This is a genomic window from Lentzea sp. NPDC051213, from assembly GCF_044455585.1.
Classification (GTDB): domain Bacteria; phylum Actinomycetota; class Actinomycetes; order Mycobacteriales; family Pseudonocardiaceae; genus Lentzea.
Genome location: NZ_JBITEX010000013.1, coordinates 20,012 through 37,029, shown reverse-complemented (window position 1 = coordinate 37,029; position 17,018 = coordinate 20,012). Strand labels below are relative to the sequence as shown.

Here is a 17,018-nt window from a genome sequence, read left to right as displayed (position 1 = left end):
CCCCGGGATTCCCGCACAATTCGTGGCCTCGACAAAAAGGGGGAATCCGCAATGCGAGTTCTGGTGTCCACGATCGGGTCACGTGGTGAGGCTCAGCCGGTCACCGCTTTGGCCGTGCAGCTGAAAGAACTGGGCGCCGAGGTGAAGGTCGTCGCGCCGCCCGACTTCGAGGACCTCGTGACCGGCAACGGCATCGGCTTCACGCCCGTGGGCCCGCTCCTGCGCACCGTCGCCGCCGTCCGGCGGACCCGTGAGGAGCTGGGCAAACTGGTCGAGGAGACGGTGCGGGAGCAGTTCCGGGTCGTTGGTGCGGCAGCGGACGGCGCGGACGTGCTGGTGGCGGGCGGTGCGTTGCAGCACGCGACCCGTTCGGTGTCGGAAAGCATCGGCGCGTACTACGTGTACGCGAGTTTCTGCGCGAACACGCTTCCTTCGCCGCACCACGCGCCGCCAGCAATGTTGGGCAATGTTCCGGTGAACGGAACGGCCGAGGAAAACCTCGCGTCGTGGGAGCAACATCGGCTCCTCTTTGCGAGCTCCCGCGAATCTCTCAACGCTGAGCGCGCAGAACTCGGCCTGGCTCCGATCGACGACGTCCGCGACCACATCTTCGGCGACGCCCCCTGGCTGGCCGCAGACCCGGTGCTCGGCCCGTGGCCCGGCCCCGGCGACCTCGTGCAGACCGGCGCCTGGCTGGCCGACGACCAACGTCCGCTCGACCCGGTGCTGGCGGAGTTCCTCGACGCTGGTGAGCCGCCGGTCTACTTCGGCTTGGGCAGCATGCGCAGTGCCCAGGACGCGGCCAAGAACGCCATCGAGGCCGCGCGCGAGCTTGGTCGCCGGGTCGTTCTGCAACGCGGCTGGGCAGATCTGCAGCTCACCGACGACGCCACGGACTGCATCGCGATCGGTGAGGTGAACCAGCAAGCCCTGTTCCGCCGTGTAGCGGCAATCGTGCATCACGGCGGTGCCGGCACCACCACGACGGCCGCCGCCGCGGGCACACCGCAGGTCGTGCTGCCGCACATGTACGACCAGTACTACTGGGGCAACCAGGTCGAACGCCTGAACATCGGCCGCAGCGCCTCGGCCCTGACCGCCGAGGTGCTCGACGAGGCCCTCCGGCTCGCCGATGACGCCGCGAAGACCGGACCGCGGATCCGCACGGACGGTGCACGGGTTGCCGCCGAATGCCTTATGGCGCTTTAGAAATTTGCTGTGCGGCTGAACCGGCCCAACTGAGACGTACGTGTTGTGGGTGTCCGCGCCATAAGGGGTGACCCGCAATGTCGTACCAGGTTGGACTCGATCTCGGATCCGCAGGCACCACCGTCGCCACCGACCGGGGCGTCACGACCACCAGTGCCGCCGGGAACGCCCCGGCCAGGGAGATCGCGAAGATCCTGGACGACCTCGCGCACCGGTACGGGGAGCCGCCCAGCAGGGTCGCGCTGACGCACCCGCTCGAGTGGCCGCACGAGTACCTCGAGCAGCTGCGGCAGGACCTGATCGAGGAGGGGCGCGCGGACATCCTCTTCCTGCCGGCACCGCACGCGGCGGCCATCGCGTTTGATGCCAACGCGCAGTTGCCGGAGCACGGCACGGTTGCGGTGTTCGACTTCGGGGCCACCGGCTGCAACATCACGGTGTTGCGCAAGCACGGCGTGTTCATGCTGGCGGGTCGGCCGGAGCGGGTCGACGTCGGCGGGTACTTCCTCGACGACCTCGTGGTCGAGCACATCGGGGCGACGATGGAGCAGTACGGGCCGGAGCTCAGAAGCAGCTGCATCGAGGCGAAGGAACTGCTCGGCAGTTATCCGGAGGTGCGGATTCCCGTGCTGGCGGCGGAGATCCGCGAGGTCCGGCTCAGCCGGTTGCAGTTCGAGGCGATCATCCGGCCCGCGGTCGAGATGGTCGTGGACGCGCTCGAACGGGTCGTGTGGAGTGCGGGGCTGTGCGAGCCCGACGTCATCCTGCTCGTTGGCGGGTCGGCGCGAATTCCATTGGTGGCCAAGGAAATCGCCAAGCGGCTGCCGATCCCGGTGATGCGGGCGCCGGAGGGTGCGGCGGCGATGGGCGCCCAGCTGGAGGCGAAGCAGCTCGAGCCCGAACCGGCCGAGGAGCCGCCGGTGTGGCTGCCTGCACCTCGCGAGGAGGGCGAGGCGAAGCGGCGGATTCCGACCACGCCGTTCATCGCGGCCGGGCTGTTGGCGCTGATCGTTGTTGGTGGGTGGGCCGCGCATGAGGCGATGGACCGGCCGAACGTTCTGATGGAGACCACGAGTGTGGAGCTGGCGCCGCCGGGAACGGCCGTGCTGCCCAGGATCTAGGTCAGAGCGCGGATCTCCTTCAGCGTCTTGTCGATCTCCGCCTGTGTGTTGATCACGGCCGTGCCGATCCGCGCGTACGGGATCCGGTAGGCGGCGGTGGTGATCTGGATGCGCTTCTGCGACAGCCGCTCCACCAGCTGGGGACCGGACTGCCCGGCGATGTCGAAGCACACCAGGCCCGCGGACATCCGCGGCTCCCGTGGCGTGTGGATGACGGCGCCGGGGATCGACGCGAGACCGTCCTTGAACCGCGTCGCCAGCTCGGTGATCCGCGCGGCCACGCGGTTGCGGCCGAGTCGTTGGTGGAACTCCACGGCGGCCTTCACCGCGTAGTAGTGCTCGAACGGGTGGAAGCCGCCAGGTCCGAGCAACGCTGTCTGGCTGCGGTTCGACAGGCTCGGCAGCAGCGGCACGATCTGGTCGCTGACCTGGGGGTTCACCCAGGCGATGCCGGTGCCGCGCGGACCGAACAGCCACTTGTGCGTGCCCGCCACGAACACGTCCGCGCCCAAGCGCGCCGCGTCGTCGTCCACCGCTGCGAGGCCGTGCACACCGTCAACGATCAGCAGACAGCGGTCTTCCTGTTTGCGGCCTTTGTTGGCGTCGGCGACGACCTGCGCGCACGCTCGTACCGGCATCTTCAGGCCCGTGCTCGACTGGACCCACGTGATGCCGACGGCACGGGTCTGCGGCGTGATCGAGTTCCGCAACCGCGTCGCGATCTCGTCCTCGGTGGCGGTGGACGAGTTCTCGTAGAGCGTGCCGATCCTGACCTTCGCGCCGACGCGTTGTGCCGCGAGCTCGGCCGACTGGCGGTGCCACGAGTGGTCCTGGTCGTTGAGCAGCAGTTCCTGGTCGGCGCGCAGTTTCAGGCCGCCGTAGACGATCGAGAGCCCGATCGTGGTGTTCGGGACGAACGCGATGTCGCCGGCGGCCCCGCCGATGTACTGCCCGAGCGCCGCGGCGACCTCGTCCGCCTGCTCCGGCATGAGGTCGTGCGAGTTCGCGTCCAGCCGCCGCTTGAACCGCTCGATCGCGTCGCGCACCTCGCGCGGATTCGACGCGAGGTAGAACAACCCCAGGTTGGTCAGCGACGGATCAAGCCGGAACTCGCGCCGCACGGCGCCCCAGTCCACTCCCTGCGAGGCCGATGCGGAGGTGGGCGTGACGGCGAGCAGACCGGTTCCGACGAGGAAGTCACGACGATCCATGCCTTCCATAGAACCGTTCACGGACGGTGTTGGACAGGGGTTCGTTCTTCAGGGATTCATCACCTGGGGCGAACGGCACGCCGGTGTTGAGCGCCTTTGCGCCGACCGTGCACAGCTCGCCGAGCAGGCTCACCCCGATGGAGAGCTGGGTCGGGGCGTGGTGGTCGAGCAGCAGCGCGAAACCGAAGCTCGCGCCGATCGACGTCACCCACACGAGCAAGGTCCACGGCGTGTACCGCTGCCAGAGGTGCCCGTCCTTCTCGTAGAGCCGGATCGTCATGCCCCGCAGCGCCCCGAACGCGAACCCGGCGGCGAGCGGGACGAGGTAGCTCGGGTGGAAGCCCTCCAGGGCCCGGATGCCGAAGAACAGCAGGAACGCCGGCGGTGCGAGCAGGTCTCGCGCGTTGAGCGGTTCGCCCCTGAACCGGCGCACGAGCACGTACAGCACACCGGCCGCGATCAGCGCATACGTCACTGCATCCCCCTAAGTGGCATGGCCTTGCTACTAAAATTAGCATGGCCATGCTACAAAATGCGAGTGTCGCCTCGAGTCGTTGATGCCGCCGCTCGCCGCCAGGCCGTCGCCGAGGCGGTCTTCCGCGTGGTTGTGCGCGACGGTGTCGAACAGGCCTCGCTGCGCAACGTCGCACTGGAGGCGAGCCTGGCGATCGGCTCGATCCGGCACTACTTCGACAGCCACGACGACATGATCATCTTCGCCGTCGAGGCCCTCATTCACTCGATCGACCAGCGGGTCGTCGCGCACGTGCAGTCGCTCGAGGACCGCACGGACCTCCGCCGGCCGGCCGAACGCGTGCTGTCCGAGATCCTGCCGCTCGACGACCGGCGGCGCGACGAAGCCGTGCTGTGGCTGGCTTTCGCCACCGCCGCCCGCACCCGCCCGTCGCTGTTGCCGCACGCGGAACGGCTCTACGACGGCGTGCGCGCGCTCAGCGGCCGGGCGCTGACCGTGATGGCCGAGGCCGGCACCGTGGCGGCCGGGCTGGACATAGCGCTGGAGACCGAACGGCTCGCGTCGCTGCTCAACGGCCTCACCGTGGACGGCGTGCTGCACCCGGACCGGATGACGCCGGACCTCACGGTCTCCTTGCTGCGCAAGCACCTCGACTCGTTGCGGTAGGGCGGTGGCGACCTTGACAGAGTGCGGGTGTCAGAAACTGCCGCCGATCTTCGCGCGCCGAAACGTGTCGTATCCAGCGCGGATAAGGCATCCTCGTAGCTGCACGGTCATCTGGGGGATGGGGGTGTGAGCGTGAGAGCGCTCGTACTGGGGCCGATCGAGGTCTGGGTCGGAGACAGACAGGTGAGCCTCGGCGGACCGAAGCCGAGGACATTGCTCGCAGCACTGCTGCTGCAACCGCGTCAGGTCGTGCCGGTGGAACGGCTGATCGACCTGATCTGGGACGAGTCGCCGCCGCAGACTGCAGGCGCGCTGGTCCACACGTACGTGTCGTCGTTGCGGCGCGCGGTCGGCAAGGCGCTGGTCACGAGGGCGCCGGGGTACCTGCTGGACGTCGACAGCGACGTCGAACAGTTCACCAAGCACCTCACGACCGCACGGCAGGCGGAGCGGGCTGACGACCCGGCCACCGCCATCACGCACTACCAGCACGCGCTTTCCCTGTTCCGCGGCCCGGCGCTGCACGGCGTCGAGGCCCAGTTCGCGCGCGGGCACGCGTTGGCGCTCGACGAGTCCAGGCTGAGCGCGGAGGAGGGCCTCGGCCGCTGCGAGCTCGCGCAGGACCGGGTCGAGGACGCGATCGCCCGGCTGACCACGCTCGCGAACGCGTACCCGGCGCGCGAGGACACGCGTGAGCTGCTCATGCGCGCGTTCTACCGGGCGGGACGGCAGGCGGACGCGCTCAACGTCTACCGCGACTCGCGTGAGTACCTGCTCGACGAGCTCGGCATCGAGCCGGGGGAGAAGCTGCGCGAGCTGCAGACCGCGATCCTCAACGGCACCCTCGAAGTCAGCAAGCCGAAGTCGCAGCCGTTGCCGGCGCGGGCCGCGGCGGCGCTGACCACGCAACAGGTCATCCCGCACCACCTGCCGCCGGACATCAGCGACTTCACCGGGCGCCACGAGGCGTTGAAGCAGGTGCTCGGTCTCACCGAGGCGGCGGAGGGCAGCACCGCGACGCCGACCGCGGTGGTGTCCGGGTTCGGCGGGGCTGGCAAGTCCGCGCTGGCCGTCCACGCCGCGCACCTGCTGCGCAAGTCGTACCCGGACGGGCAGCTGTTCGCGGACCTCCGCGGCGCCGGCCGCGACCTCGAACCGCAGGAGGTGATCGGGCGATTCCTCAGCCTGCTCGGCATTTCCGGCCACGACCAGCCGGCCGCACCGGACGAGCGGGTCGAGCTCTACCGGCGCACGGTCGCCGACCGCCGGCTGGTGATCGTGCTCGACAACGCCCGCAGCGAGGCCCAGGTGCGGCCGCTCCTGCCCGGCAACGCGAACTGCTTCGTGATCATCACCAGTCGCAGCAGGCTCACCGGCCTGGAGGGCGCGGAGCCGATCGAGCTGGGCTTCCTCAGCGACGAGGTCAGCGGCGAGATGCTCAGCCGGATCATCGGCGCCGACCGGGTCAACGCCGAACCTGAAGCGGCGCAACGGATCGCGCAGCTGTGCGGAGGCGTGCCGCTGGCGTTGCGGGCGGCGGGCGCCAAGCTGCTGGCACGGCCGCACTGGCCGTTGAAGACGCTCGCCAAGCGCCTGTCCGACGAACGCAGGCGGCTGGACGAGCTGGAGATGGGCGACCTCGCCATCCGCTCGTCCCTCAAGCTCAACTACGCCGAGCTGGACCCGTTGCACCGCAAGGCTTTCCACCTCCTCTCGCTGCTCGACCTGCCGGACTTCGGCGCTTGGGTCGCGGCGCCGTTGCTGGACATCTCGCCGTACGACGCGGAAGACGTCGTCGAGCACCTGGTGGACCTGCGGCTGGTGGACGTCGCGGGCGTCGACCAGATCGGCCGGGTGCGCTACCGGTTCCACGACCTGGTGCAGCTCTTCGGCGCGGAACACGCGGCGGAGGAACCGGAGGACGAGGTCACCGAGGCCGTCACGCGCACGCTCGCGACGTGGCTCGCGTTGGTCGAGACGGGCGTGCGGAAGCTGCCGCGCGTGACGCTGGGATTGCGGCCACAGCTGCACGGCGAGGTGGAGCTGGACGAGCGGCTCGCCGAGGACGTCGAGGAGGACCCGACCGGCTGGCTGCTGGCCGAGACGGGCGCCGTGGTGCGTGCCGTCGAACGGGCCCACGATCTCGGTGTCGACGAGCTGACCACCACCGTGATCACGTCGCTGCTGTCGTCGCCCTTCGCCGCCCGCAACGAGTTCGGCAACTGGCAGCGCACCCACGAGGTGGCGCTGCGGTCCGCGCGTGAACGTGGCAACCGGCGTGCCGAGGCCGTGCTGCTCGCCGGGCTCGGGCAGCTGCGGTACGAGCAGGACGACTTCGCCGCGGCGCTGGCGAACTTCCAGCAGGCAGCGGAGATCGCGGCCGCCATCGACGAACCCGAGACGCTCGCCGTCGCGTACGTCGGCATGGGCACGGTGCACCGCGACCTCGCCGAGTTCGAATTGGCTCGCGAGCTGCTCGACAAGGCGATCCCGCTGGGGGACAACGGGGTTGTCGCGGCGGCCAGCTACGGCGTCGGCGCGATCCACCGCGACCACGGCGACCTGGACGAGGCCACCCGCGCGTTCGAGCGTTGCGTGGAGCTCTACCGGGCCGAGGCCGACCGGCGTGGTGAGGCGCTGGCGTTGCGCGGACTCAGCCTGTGTCACCGGGCGTCGGGCGCGTTCGCGGAGGCGGTCGCGTTGAGCAGCGAGGCCGAGCAGATCCTGCGCGAGGTGGGCGACGAACTCGGTGCCACGTACGCGGCCCAGTCGCTGGCGAAGGCGATGCTGCGGGTGGGCGAGTTCGAGGGTGTGGACGACATCCTGGCCGAGTGCCTGGAGGTCTGCACGCGCCAGCACGACCGGTTCGGCGTCGCGCTCGTCACGAGGACGCTCGGCGAGCTCGCGCTGGCCACGGGCAACGACGAGGAAGCGGCAGATCTGCTGCGCGCCGCGCTGGACCAGTGGACGACGCTGGGCCTGCCGATCTGGCGGGCACGCACGATGCGCGATCTCGCCGCGGCGACCGGTGACGACGAGATGTGGTTGCAGGCCAAGGAGTTGTTCGCGTCGCTCGGTGCGCGGGAGGCGAAGGAACTGGGTGGGCTGAGCGCCGAGTGGCGCTCAGCCCTGTAGCCGTCACGACAGGCGCGGGGCGTCCACTGCCCAGTACCAGTTGTTGCCGGCGTCGAAGAGACGCCAGGACACGCGAGCCGTGCGGGCACCCGACGGGACGGTCACGTTCAGCGAGATCTGCTGGGCGAGGCCGTCCGCGTTGTGGGTGCGGACGATCTGCTCCGGCCCGCCGTCGAACGACACGCTGGCCGTGCCGCGCTGAGACCCCTCCTGCAGGTAGTGCGAGACGTACTCCAGCCGCACGCTCGCCTTGCCCGTGACGTCGTAGGCCGGCGAGGTCAGCGTGGAGTCGAACTTGCCGCGTGCCGACGGCGAACCCTTGTCGTCCCACTCGTCCGGGTCGGCGACCGCGAAGACGCCACGCGCACGCACGTTCGCCTCGCGCTGCTGCGAGGGTGCGGTACGGGTCCAGAAGTCGTCGGTGGTGAACGACCAGCCCTGCCACTCCGCGACACCCTGCGGCATCGACGAGGCCGTGGTCACCGTCCAGCCGCCGGGACCCTGGTGCGTCCAGCCCAGCACGGAGGCAGGTACGCCGGTCTCGTCCTGGCGCGGCTTCAACGTCGCCGAGTCGAACGGGTCGGCCGGCGCGCTGCCGATCGCGTAGCCGTCCAGCGCCGCCGGGACGCCGAGGTGCTTCAGCGCGGTCGCGGCGACGTCCACCAGCTTCGGCGCCACCGCCGGGCGAGCCGGGCCCGTGGAGATCACGAACGTCATCCGCTCCTCGGGGGAGTCACCGCCGTGGCCGCCCGCCGCCGTGTGGCCGTGGTCGGTGGTGATCATGATCAGCCAGTCTTCCGAGGCGTAGGTCGAGCGTGCCTCGACGGCCGCGACCAGGCGGCCGACCTGGGCGTCGCTGGCGCGCATCGCCGCGGCGTACTGGGAGGAGTCGGCGCCGTTGTTGTGGCCGGCGATGTCGATCTGCCCGAGGTACACGAACGACGCGTCCGCGGCGTTGGACCGCAGGTGCTGCTCGGCGTCGACGGTGATCTTCTCGTCCGACGCGGGGTAACCGGCGGTGTCGCCGTCCAGCACGTACTTGCGGTCCTGGCCGGTGCGCAGGATGCGGTCGCTGATCGGCTTCCAGTCCACCGCCGCGTACGTCGACAGGGCCGGCTTCGCCTGCTCGGTGCGTTCGAGCCAGCTCGGGTACGACGTGAGTACGTTGCCGGAGAAGGAGTTGTCCTTGACCTTGTGCTGGTCGGGCCACACCCCGGTGAGGATCGTGGACCAGCCGGGACCGCTGGACGTCTGGGCCATGCCCGAGCCGTACAGCGCGCTGCGGGCGCCGTAGCCGCGGTTCAGCAGCGCCTTGATGTTGGGCGTGTCGCCGGCCAGCAGCTTGTCGTAGCGGGCGCCGTCGAGCCCGATGACCAGCACCTTCGGCGTCTTCGCCGGTGCCGCGGTGGCGGCGGGGGCGAGGAGCAGCAGCGGTAGTAGTAACGCAAGAGCAGCTCTTGTCATGACAAGCACGATTGCGCCCTGCAACCGTCGTCAGCAATGGCGTGGAACTTAAGTTCACCCGGGCTTCGACGGTTGTCAGTACAAGTTCACGACCTGGCCGTCACCTGCACATCGCGCGCGCTCAGCTCAGTACCGCAATCGGTGCACTCGACCTTCGCCCGCACGCCGCCGCCACAGTTGCGGTGGTGCAGGTGGAACGACTCTTCTTCGTCCTCCGGCGCCATCCACTTCTCGCCCCAGGTGCGCAACGCCATCATCACCGTGTAGAGGTCGATGCCCTTCTCGGTCAGGCGGTACTCGTGCCGCGTGCGGCCGTCCTCCTGGTACGGCACGCGCTTGAGCACGCCCTCCTGCAGCAGCACGTTGAGCCGGTCGGTCAGCACGCTGCGGGAGATCTCCATGGTGGTCTGGAAGTCCTCGAAGCGACGTGTCCCCAGGAAGATCTGGCGGAGCAGCAACAGCGTCCAGCGCTCGCCCAGGAGCGCCGCGGGACGGCTCACGGTGCACGGCATGCTGGCGAAGCTCGAGTACGGCATGAACCCAGGATATCCCTTGCGTTCGTTTTTCGAACTCAGCTACAGTTCGGATTCCGAACTCAGAGGGGTCGATCCTCATGCGCGTCACCGAGCTCAACCGCGACACCGCGCCGGAAGCTGTCGACGCGGTGTTCGAAGGACTGTCTGCGCAAAGCCGCTACCTGCGGTTTCATGCTCCAACGCCCCGGCTGACGGCGTCGGCGCGCCGGGTGCTCGTCGCCGTGGACGGTGAACGGCACGCGGCGGTGTGCGCCCGGATCGGCGGCGAGCCGATCGGGATCGCCCGGCTGATCAAGACCAGTGAGTGCGCCGCCGAGATCGCGGTCGCCGTCGTCGACCTGTGGCAACGCCGTGGCGTGGGCCGCCGGCTGCTGGAGGCGTTGACCGAGGTCGCCGCACGGCTGGGCGTCGCGGAACTGCACGGCGACGTGCTGCCGGACAACGAGGGCATGCTCGCCCTGGTCCGCAAGGTGCTCCCCGGCGTGCGTCTGACCAGGGAAATCGACACGATCCAGCTGCGCTACCCGCTCGCGTGGGCGAGCGCCGAGATCACCGATGCCGATCTTATAGACAGCTTGCAGGGGACTTAGAGGTCGCGGACCGACCATGGCTGCGTGACCACCGCACGTGCCACCGGCCGCCTCATCCTCCGCTCCGAGATCGTGGAGCGTGCCTGCACGTGGCTGCGCGATTCGGTCCCGTACAGCCAGACCAAGTTCCACCAGAACGAGCACGGCATCTACCGCGCGGACTGTTCCGGCTTCGTCTCGATGGCCTGGGGGCTGCCGGGCAAACCGGAGGACCGGCACGGCGGACTCGACACCCCCGGCCTCGCCGGGGTGAGCTCGCAGATCCAGTCGGGGGATCTGCGAGCGGGTGATGTGCTCATCCGGGCGGACGGCACCAACCTCACCAGGCACGTCGTGATCTTCGCGGCGTGGGCGGAGGAGCCAGGCTGGTACTGGGCGTACGAGCAGGCGGGTGGTCATCGCACCCGCCTGCGGCACATCGAGTTCCCGTACGACAGCGCGGCCGAGCTGTACCTGCCGCGCCGCTACCTCAGCGTGCTTGAACCGTGAACTCGTAGTCGCCGGTCTTGCCGGTCTCCGACCAGATCACGATCTGGGTCTTGCCGTTCTCGCTCTCGTGCTTCGGGTTCCAGCAGACGTAGTGCGGCGTGTAGGTCTTCGCCTCGTCCTCGGCCGACTCGGCGGAGAAGCCCAGCTGGATGTCCTCGCACGGCTTGCCGTCCTCGATCTGCACGCTCGCCGCGTCGAGCACGTGGACGTCGACCCGGCCGGGCACGTCGAGCTTGCCCTTGATCTGGCCAGGCTTGGACTGGACCGTGCGCTTCTTCAGCGTGACCAGGCGGAAGCTGTACTTGCCCGGCTGGCCCTCGTGTCCGGAGACGACGAGCTTGTGCTTGCCGGGAGCGGTGACGCCGAACTGGTTCGGGCCGGGCAGGCCGTTGCCCTTCTGGTTCGCGCCGCTCTCCTCCTGCGTGGCGACCTTGAAGTCGACCTCGCCCTCGACCTCGACAAGCTCGAACTCCGTCGCGTCGCCGAGGTCGATGTCGTAGGTGTCCTGCTCGTCGGCGCTCGCGATGTCGCCGGCGCGGGACTGGCCGTCCTGCACGTCGCCCCGGGTGCCGGCCTGAGCCGCAGGGGTCGACGGCATCGTGGTCTGGGGACCCGCTTTCGATGCCGCACCACACCCCGCGAGTAGTGCGACGAGCGCGGCGATGATCGTGATTCTCACTGTTCTCCCTCGTGGACGGTCCAGCCCGACCCGTGCGGGACCAGGACCCTCAGTGCGGTGCTCGTGTCTTCGAAGTGGCGCAGCAGGTCCGGCGTCAGCGCGGGGACCTCGGTGGTGTCGCAGCGCAGATCGTGCGGCACATGGCGATCGAACAGCGACTGTTGTTCCACATAGGCCAGTGGCCGGGCCTGATCGACCAAAGGCCTTGCCTTCACCCGCAACGGCCTGGCATAAGACGCCCCGATCACCGGATCGCCCATGAACGCGGGCACCACCGCGAGCACCGGGCGTCCCACCAGATCGCCCGGCACGAACCGTTCCGGCGGTGCCGTGACGTAGGCGGCCAGCCCGGCGAACTCGCGCCCCCTCGACGCGAGTTCGCCGAGCACCCCCAGCGTGGTGGGCGCATCGGCCAGCCGGTACAGCAGCACACCGCCGTAGACCTTGTGTCCCAACGGGTGCAGCTTCAGCGTGACGCTCGTGATCACGCCTTCCGGTTCCTCTGTGGTGATGAGCCGGCCATCGGCCGTGATGCACTCGGCACGCACCAGGTTGTCGCTGGTCGTGCCGTGCAACGGCGTCAGCCAGCCCTGTGCCCTCCCCAGCACAGCGCCCACCACAGACGTGTGCGACAGCCGCGGTCCCGGCGTCGCCAGGCCGTGTGCCTGCGTCGCCGCGTCCAGCTCCGCCCACGTCGTGCCCGCCTGAACTTCGGCGGTGCGTTCCCTCGCGTTGACCGTGATCCCCTTGAGCGCGGTCAGGTCGAGGGCGACCTCGTCCCCCTTCGGACGGCGGCTCGTCGTGATCCTGAGCCTGCGCTGCCGTGCGAACCGCATGGCCGCCGAGATGTCGAGCGGCGTCGCCACCCGCACCTCGGCGACCGCGGCGCTCCCCCCGGAGCCCGGCGTTCGCACGGTTCCCCTGACCGCCGTGCACAACGTCGTGATGTCCATGGGACGAGAGTCGCGGGCGCGCGTTTCACGGACGTCTCAGCGTGAGATGCTGACCTTGTGCCAACCCTCTCGGTACGCCTTCTCGGACCCGTTGACGTGCGGGTTTCCGATGTCACGATCATGCTGGACCGGCCGCTCGAACGCGCGCTGGTCGCCCGGCTGGCACTGGCCCGCGGTGTCGCCGTCTCCGACGAGCGCCTGGCCCGCGACCTCTGGGGCGACGTCGACCTGGCGCGGCCGCGCGAACGCTTGCGCGTGCTCGCCTCGCGGTTGCGGGCAAACCTCGGTGAAGCGTCCTCGGCGTTGTCGCGGACCGGAGCGGGCTATGTGCTCGACGCCGAACCGTCCGATGTGGTCGCCGCCGAGCAGGCCCTGTCGCGGGGCAGCCGGGAGGCGATCGCGGCGGCTCTCGAGCTGTGGCGCGGCGACTCGTTGGCGGACTTGCGCGCGGTGCCGTTCGGTTTCGCCGAGGGGGAGCGCCTCGACGCGCTGCGCGTTGACCTCCGTGTCGCGCGTCTGGCCGTCGAGCAGGAGGCGGGCGCCGGTGTCGAACTGCGCGCCGAGTTGGAGGAACTCGTCGGCGAGCATCCGTTGCACGAGCGGTTGAGCTGCATGCTGGCGCTCGCGCTGTATCGGGGTGGCCGTCAGGCCGACGCGTTGACCGTGTTGTCGCGGCTGCGTTCCCGGCTCTCGGACGAGCTGGGCGTGGACCCGGCGCCCGAGACCGTGGCGGTGGAGCTGCAGATCCTGCGCCAGGAGGCCGCGGGAGGCGCTCCCCGGCGCCGGCTGCCCGATGCCGGGACCACGTTCCTCGGGCGTGACGCCGAGCGGGCCGCCGTCGCGGAACGGCTGTCGGTGACGCGCCTGGTGACGTTGACGGGCGTGGCGGGCAGCGGGAAGACGCGGCTGGCACTGGAGGTCGCTCGCGTCGTCGAACGCCCGGTGGTGTGGCTCGACCTGACGGCCGTGCGCGCCGCTGACGAGATCCTGCCCGCGTTGACCGCTGAGGTCGGCGAGGACTACCTCGTCGAACTGGAAGGTGCGCTGCTCGTCGTCGACAACGCCGAGCACGTTCTCGACGCCGCTGCCGCGGTGGTCGCCGACCTGTTGTCCGCCACCGGGAAGCTCTCCGTGCTGGCCACCTCCCAGCGCCCGCTGCTGGCCGAGGGTGAGGAGGTCCGGCACGTCGGCGCCCTGCCGCCGGCCGCGGCCGCGCTGCTGTTCTGCGACCGCAGCGGCGCCGGACCCGGCCCGGACGTCGACGCCATCTGCGCCGCCGTCGACCACCTGCCGCTGGGCGTGGAGCTGGCCGCCGGTCTCACCCGCACCCTGTCCGTTCCGCAGCTGGCTCGCCGGCTGGACGACCGGTTGCGGCTGCTTGTCGGTGGTCTGCGCGGAAGCAGGCAGCGCCACAGCAGCCTGCGCGCCGCCCTGGACTGGAGCCACGAACTGCTGGACGACGTCCATCAGACCGTGCTGCGCCGTGCGGGCGCGTTCCTCGGCGGCTGGACCCTCGAAGCGGCCGAGGAGGTCCTCGCGTTCGACGGCATCGAGGTCGCCGACGTCGCCGCCGCGCTGACCGAACTGGCCGACCGCAACCTGATCGCCGTGGCCGACGGCCCGCGCTTCCGCATGCTCGAAACCGTTCGCCACTACGCCCTCGCCAAGCTCCGTGACTCGGCTGAGGAAGAAACCGTGCGCTCCCGCCACATCGCGTGGTGCGCCTCGTACGTGGCGGCTCGCGAGATCGGCTCGGAAGCCGCGACCGTGATGCCCGAGCTCTACCTGGAGTGGCCGAACCTGCTCGCCGCCCTGGAGACCGCCCCCGGCACCCCGCGGGCGGGCTCCGGCCTGCGCCTGGCGGTGTCGATGCACGACGCGTGGATGGTCCGCGGCGTCGTCACCCAGGCCGCCCGCGTCTACGAGGGCCTGATCGACGCACCTGACGTCGAGGATTCCGTCCGCGCCATCGCGCTCTGCAACTACGGCTTCTTCTGCACGCAGGTGGGCCGTCTCTCGCTGGCGACCCGGCTGCTCGACCGCGCCGCCCCGCTGGCCGAGGGCGACGACCTCCTGACGATCCGCGTCCTCTACTACCGCGGCATCGCGGAGATCCAGCGCGGCTGCCCGGCCGCCGCGATCTCCTGGCTCACCCGCGGCCTCGCGGTGGCGAAGCGCATCGAGCACCAGATCTACCTCTCCGCGCTCGGCTGCTGCCTCGGCATCGCCCAGATGTACGCGGGTGAGCTGGACGCCGCGCTGCAGTCCCACCTCGACGCCAACGCCATCGACCGGGCCCTGGGCGACGACCACGGCCTGGCCAGGGGCCTGGTCAACGAGGCGGTGGTCCTGCTCAGCGCCGGTGACGTGCCCGGCGCGCTGGCCCGCGTCGACGAGGCCGAGTCCCTGGCCGAACGGCTGGGCGACGTCATCGGCGCCACCTTCGTGGGCATGATCAGGGCCCGTGCGGTGCTGCTGGCCGACCGGTTCGACGAGGCCGTGGTGCAGCTTCGCACGGTGCTGGACGACGCCGAGGCGGGCGCCGACACCGGTCTGCTCCGCGTGGACCTCGCCTACGCCCTGCTGCGCAAGGGCGAGCAGGCCGAGGCCAGGGCCGAGCTCACCGCGGCCGCCGCGACCAGCGACGAGGAGGACCTCACCTGGCTGGCCGTCCAGCCGGTGGCCGCCGCGCTGGCCGCGAAGGAAGGTGACACCGCCCGCGCGGGCGAGATCGCGCGGGCCGCGAGGGCGGAGTTCGCTGCCCGCGGGTTCGGCTGGCCGTTCACAATTGACCGCCTCGATGCGCTCGGCCCGGTAACGCCGTGAGCCTGTTTCCCGAGACCACAGGTATCAGTCAACCGTGTGTTCAAGATCGTCACCCGACCAGGCAGGAAGCTGGAACATGGGACCTTCGACTGGACCAAAACTTCACATCGCCTTGCTACGGTGACCGGCATGAGATCGTGGGGGATGTTGGCGGTCGCCGCAGCGGCCATCACGTTCGGCTCGACGCTGGCCATGCCAGACGTCGCGGTCGCTGAGGCCCAGGGTGGGGTGGCCTGCGGTACGTACGCGGCGAACTCCAAGATCACCCGTAGTGAGATCCTGGCGCGCTCGCGCACGTGGATCAGCGCCCGCGTGCCGTACAGCCAGAGCGACTGCTTCGGCAACAAGTACGGCGCGTACCGCACGGACTGCTCCGGCTACGTGTCGATGGCCTGGGGCCTGCGCATCTCCTACACCACGCACATCCTCGAGCAGGTCGCCCACCGCATCGACTGGGCGGACCTCCGTCCCGGCGACGCGCTCAACGACCGCCTGAACCACGTCGCGCTGTTCATCGGGTGGGCGGACGCCGCGAAGACGCGGCCGATCGTGCGCGAGCAGGCCGGCCCGGACGGCAGCAAGCCCGTGCAGCGGGTCTGGAGCGCCAGCACGGCCCAGCGGTACGTGCCGCTGCGCTACAACAACCTCGTCGAGTCCGGCGGCAGCGGCAACAGCGAGTCCGGCAGCGAGACGCCGGTGACGGACAAGCCGGTCGTGACCGCCGGCCCGCAGATCTCCAACACCGGCCAGCAGCAGCTGGAGATCTACGCACGCGCCGCGGACGGCACGATCATCACGAACTTCCACAAGACGAGCCGCTGGAACGGCTGGCAGCAGCTCGGGCCCGAGCTCTTCGCCGGTGACCCGGTCGCGCTGATGAACCCGCAGACGAAGATCGTCGAGGTGTTCGCACGCGGCACCGACGACAAGGTCTACCGCCGGGTCGACGGCAAGTGGGTCGCGCTCGGCGACACCGCCGTCGCGGGCGAGCCGGTGCTCTTCTGGAACGACAAGAGCAAGGCCGTCGAGGTTCTCGCCCGCGGCGCTCAGGGTGAACTGCTGCGCTTCACGGACAAGTGGGCGCCGGTCGGCGACCGCAAGATCCAGGGCAACCCGGCCATCGCCGACAAGGACGTCTACGCCCGCTCCGCCGACGACAAGCTCGTCAAGTGGGACGGCGAGAAGTGGCAGGACCAGGGCGACACGAAGATCGTCAGCGACCCGAGCATCGCCGTCGACCAGGTCTTCGTCCGCAGCGAGACCGGCTCCGTCGAGCAGTACTCGGCGGGCGTCTGGAAGACGCTGGGCGGCAAGGGCACCGGCGCTCCGTCGGCGGTGTTCAACACGACGACCGGCTCGATCGACGTCGTGCAGCTCGGTGAGGGCGGCATCGTCGAGCACGCGCGCGCCACGGCCAACGGCTGGACGACGTGGACCAAGCTCGGCACCACCAAGGTCACCGAGGCACCGAACGCGATGTACCACGCGCAGACGAAGACCATCGAGGTCTTCGCCCGCAGCGAGGACGGCAAGCTGATCCGCCGCTTCTACAAGGAGAAGGCGGGCTGGAGCCAGTGGGCGCTGCTCAGCGACCGAGGCATCAGCTGATGCGTTAGCAATGCCATGAGGGTGACCTTCATGGACCTCAGGTCCATGAAGGTCAC

The 17,018-nt window shown here is 69.9% G+C and carries 14 protein-coding genes; 8 read left to right on the top strand and 6 right to left on the bottom strand.

Annotated features, from left to right (window positions below; translation table 11 throughout):
* Positions 1–51 precede the first annotated feature (51 nt).
* Together ACIA8G_RS41335 and ACIA8G_RS41330 are read left to right on the top strand one after the other, a co-directional pair.
* A complete protein-coding gene (locus ACIA8G_RS41335) occupies positions 52–1,209 on the top strand; it encodes a glycosyltransferase (protein WP_396424278.1) in 1,158 nt (385 codons plus the stop codon).
* 77 nt (positions 1,210–1,286) lie between these two features.
* The gene (locus ACIA8G_RS41330; RefSeq protein ID WP_396424277.1) at positions 1,287–2,330 is read left to right on the top strand and encodes an Hsp70 family protein; all 1,044 of its coding nucleotides are present in this window, start codon (positions 1,287–1,289) and stop codon (positions 2,328–2,330) included.
* Here the strand turns inward: ACIA8G_RS41330 and ACIA8G_RS41325 are convergent.
* A complete protein-coding gene (locus tag ACIA8G_RS41325) occupies positions 2,327–3,541 on the bottom strand; it encodes an aminotransferase class V-fold PLP-dependent enzyme (RefSeq protein WP_396424276.1) in 1,215 nt (404 codons plus the stop codon). The two genes, ACIA8G_RS41330 and ACIA8G_RS41325, sit on opposite strands and share 4 nt — an antisense overlap.
* Positions 3,528–4,016, bottom strand: a complete 489-nt coding sequence (locus ACIA8G_RS41320) for a DUF1453 domain-containing protein (protein ID WP_396424275.1) — start codon at positions 4,014–4,016, stop codon at positions 3,528–3,530. The genes ACIA8G_RS41325 and ACIA8G_RS41320 overlap by 14 nt, the downstream gene beginning before the upstream one ends.
* Positions 4,017–4,079: 63 nt before the next feature.
* Here ACIA8G_RS41320 and ACIA8G_RS41315 point away from each other — a divergent pair, with 63 nt between their 5' ends.
* Together ACIA8G_RS41315 and ACIA8G_RS41310 are read left to right on the top strand one after the other, a co-directional pair.
* On the top strand, positions 4,080–4,682 hold the full coding sequence (locus ACIA8G_RS41315) for a TetR/AcrR family transcriptional regulator (protein WP_396424274.1): 603 nt from the start codon (positions 4,080–4,082) through the stop codon (positions 4,680–4,682).
* A gap of 132 nt (positions 4,683–4,814) precedes the next feature.
* Positions 4,815–7,817 (top strand): AfsR/SARP family transcriptional regulator, encoded by a 3,003-nt coding sequence (locus ACIA8G_RS41310; RefSeq protein WP_396424273.1) that lies wholly within the window; start codon positions 4,815–4,817, stop codon positions 7,815–7,817.
* A 3-nt stretch (positions 7,818–7,820) separates the two neighbouring features.
* On the opposite strand, the gene ACIA8G_RS41305 is transcribed toward ACIA8G_RS41310, so the two are convergent.
* On the bottom strand, positions 7,821–9,281 hold the full coding sequence (locus tag ACIA8G_RS41305) for an alkaline phosphatase family protein (RefSeq protein ID WP_396424272.1): 1,461 nt from the start codon (positions 9,279–9,281) through the stop codon (positions 7,821–7,823).
* A gap of 86 nt (positions 9,282–9,367) precedes the next feature.
* Positions 9,368–9,817, bottom strand: a complete 450-nt coding sequence (locus ACIA8G_RS41300; RefSeq protein ID WP_396424271.1) for a winged helix-turn-helix transcriptional regulator — start codon at positions 9,815–9,817, stop codon at positions 9,368–9,370.
* 77 nt (positions 9,818–9,894) lie between these two features.
* Between ACIA8G_RS41300 and ACIA8G_RS41295 the strand changes: the two genes are divergently transcribed.
* The gene (locus ACIA8G_RS41295; protein ID WP_396424270.1) at positions 9,895–10,407 is read left to right on the top strand and encodes a GNAT family N-acetyltransferase; all 513 of its coding nucleotides are present in this window, start codon (positions 9,895–9,897) and stop codon (positions 10,405–10,407) included.
* A gap of 24 nt (positions 10,408–10,431) precedes the next feature.
* The gene (locus tag ACIA8G_RS41290) at positions 10,432–10,896 is read left to right on the top strand and encodes a hypothetical protein (protein ID WP_396424269.1); all 465 of its coding nucleotides are present in this window, start codon (positions 10,432–10,434) and stop codon (positions 10,894–10,896) included.
* Here ACIA8G_RS41290 and ACIA8G_RS41285 read toward each other — a convergent pair.
* Together ACIA8G_RS41285 and ACIA8G_RS41280 are read right to left on the bottom strand one after the other, a co-directional pair.
* Positions 10,877–11,575 (bottom strand): hypothetical protein, encoded by a 699-nt coding sequence (locus ACIA8G_RS41285; RefSeq protein WP_396424268.1) that lies wholly within the window; start codon positions 11,573–11,575, stop codon positions 10,877–10,879. The two genes, ACIA8G_RS41290 and ACIA8G_RS41285, sit on opposite strands and share 20 nt — an antisense overlap.
* Positions 11,572–12,528, bottom strand: a complete 957-nt coding sequence (locus tag ACIA8G_RS41280; RefSeq protein ID WP_396424267.1) for an FAD-binding oxidoreductase — start codon at positions 12,526–12,528, stop codon at positions 11,572–11,574. Before ACIA8G_RS41280 ends, ACIA8G_RS41285 begins: the two co-directional genes overlap by 4 nt.
* Positions 12,529–12,624: 96 nt before the next feature.
* On the opposite strand from ACIA8G_RS41280, the gene ACIA8G_RS41275 reads away from it, so the two are divergent.
* On the top strand, positions 12,625–15,354 hold the full coding sequence (locus ACIA8G_RS41275) for a BTAD domain-containing putative transcriptional regulator (protein WP_396424266.1): 2,730 nt from the start codon (positions 12,625–12,627) through the stop codon (positions 15,352–15,354).
* A 129-nt stretch (positions 15,355–15,483) separates the two neighbouring features.
* The gene (locus tag ACIA8G_RS41270; protein ID WP_396424265.1) at positions 15,484–16,962 is read left to right on the top strand and encodes a hypothetical protein; all 1,479 of its coding nucleotides are present in this window, start codon (positions 15,484–15,486) and stop codon (positions 16,960–16,962) included.
* Positions 16,963–17,018: the final 56 nt, after the last annotated feature.

Excerpts from the sequence above, each read along its gene's own strand:
- ACIA8G_RS41335 (WP_396424278.1), top strand. The coding sequence starts at position 52 with ATGCGAGTTCTGGTGTCCACGATCGGGTCACGTGGTGAGGCTCAGCCG.
- ACIA8G_RS41330 (WP_396424277.1), top strand. The coding sequence starts at position 1,287 with ATGTCGTACCAGGTTGGACTCGATCTCGGATCCGCAGGCACCACCGTC.
- ACIA8G_RS41325 (WP_396424276.1), bottom strand. The coding sequence starts at position 3,541 with ATGGATCGTCGTGACTTCCTCGTCGGAACCGGTCTGCTCGCCGTCACG.
- ACIA8G_RS41305 (WP_396424272.1), bottom strand. The coding sequence starts at position 9,281 with ATGACAAGAGCTGCTCTTGCGTTACTACTACCGCTGCTGCTCCTCGCC.
- ACIA8G_RS41300 (WP_396424271.1), bottom strand. The coding sequence starts at position 9,817 with ATGCCGTACTCGAGCTTCGCCAGCATGCCGTGCACCGTGAGCCGTCCC.
- ACIA8G_RS41295 (WP_396424270.1), top strand. The coding sequence starts at position 9,895 with ATGCGCGTCACCGAGCTCAACCGCGACACCGCGCCGGAAGCTGTCGAC.
- ACIA8G_RS41280 (WP_396424267.1), bottom strand. The coding sequence starts at position 12,528 with ATGGACATCACGACGTTGTGCACGGCGGTCAGGGGAACCGTGCGAACG.
- ACIA8G_RS41270 (WP_396424265.1), top strand. The coding sequence starts at position 15,484 with ATGAGATCGTGGGGGATGTTGGCGGTCGCCGCAGCGGCCATCACGTTC.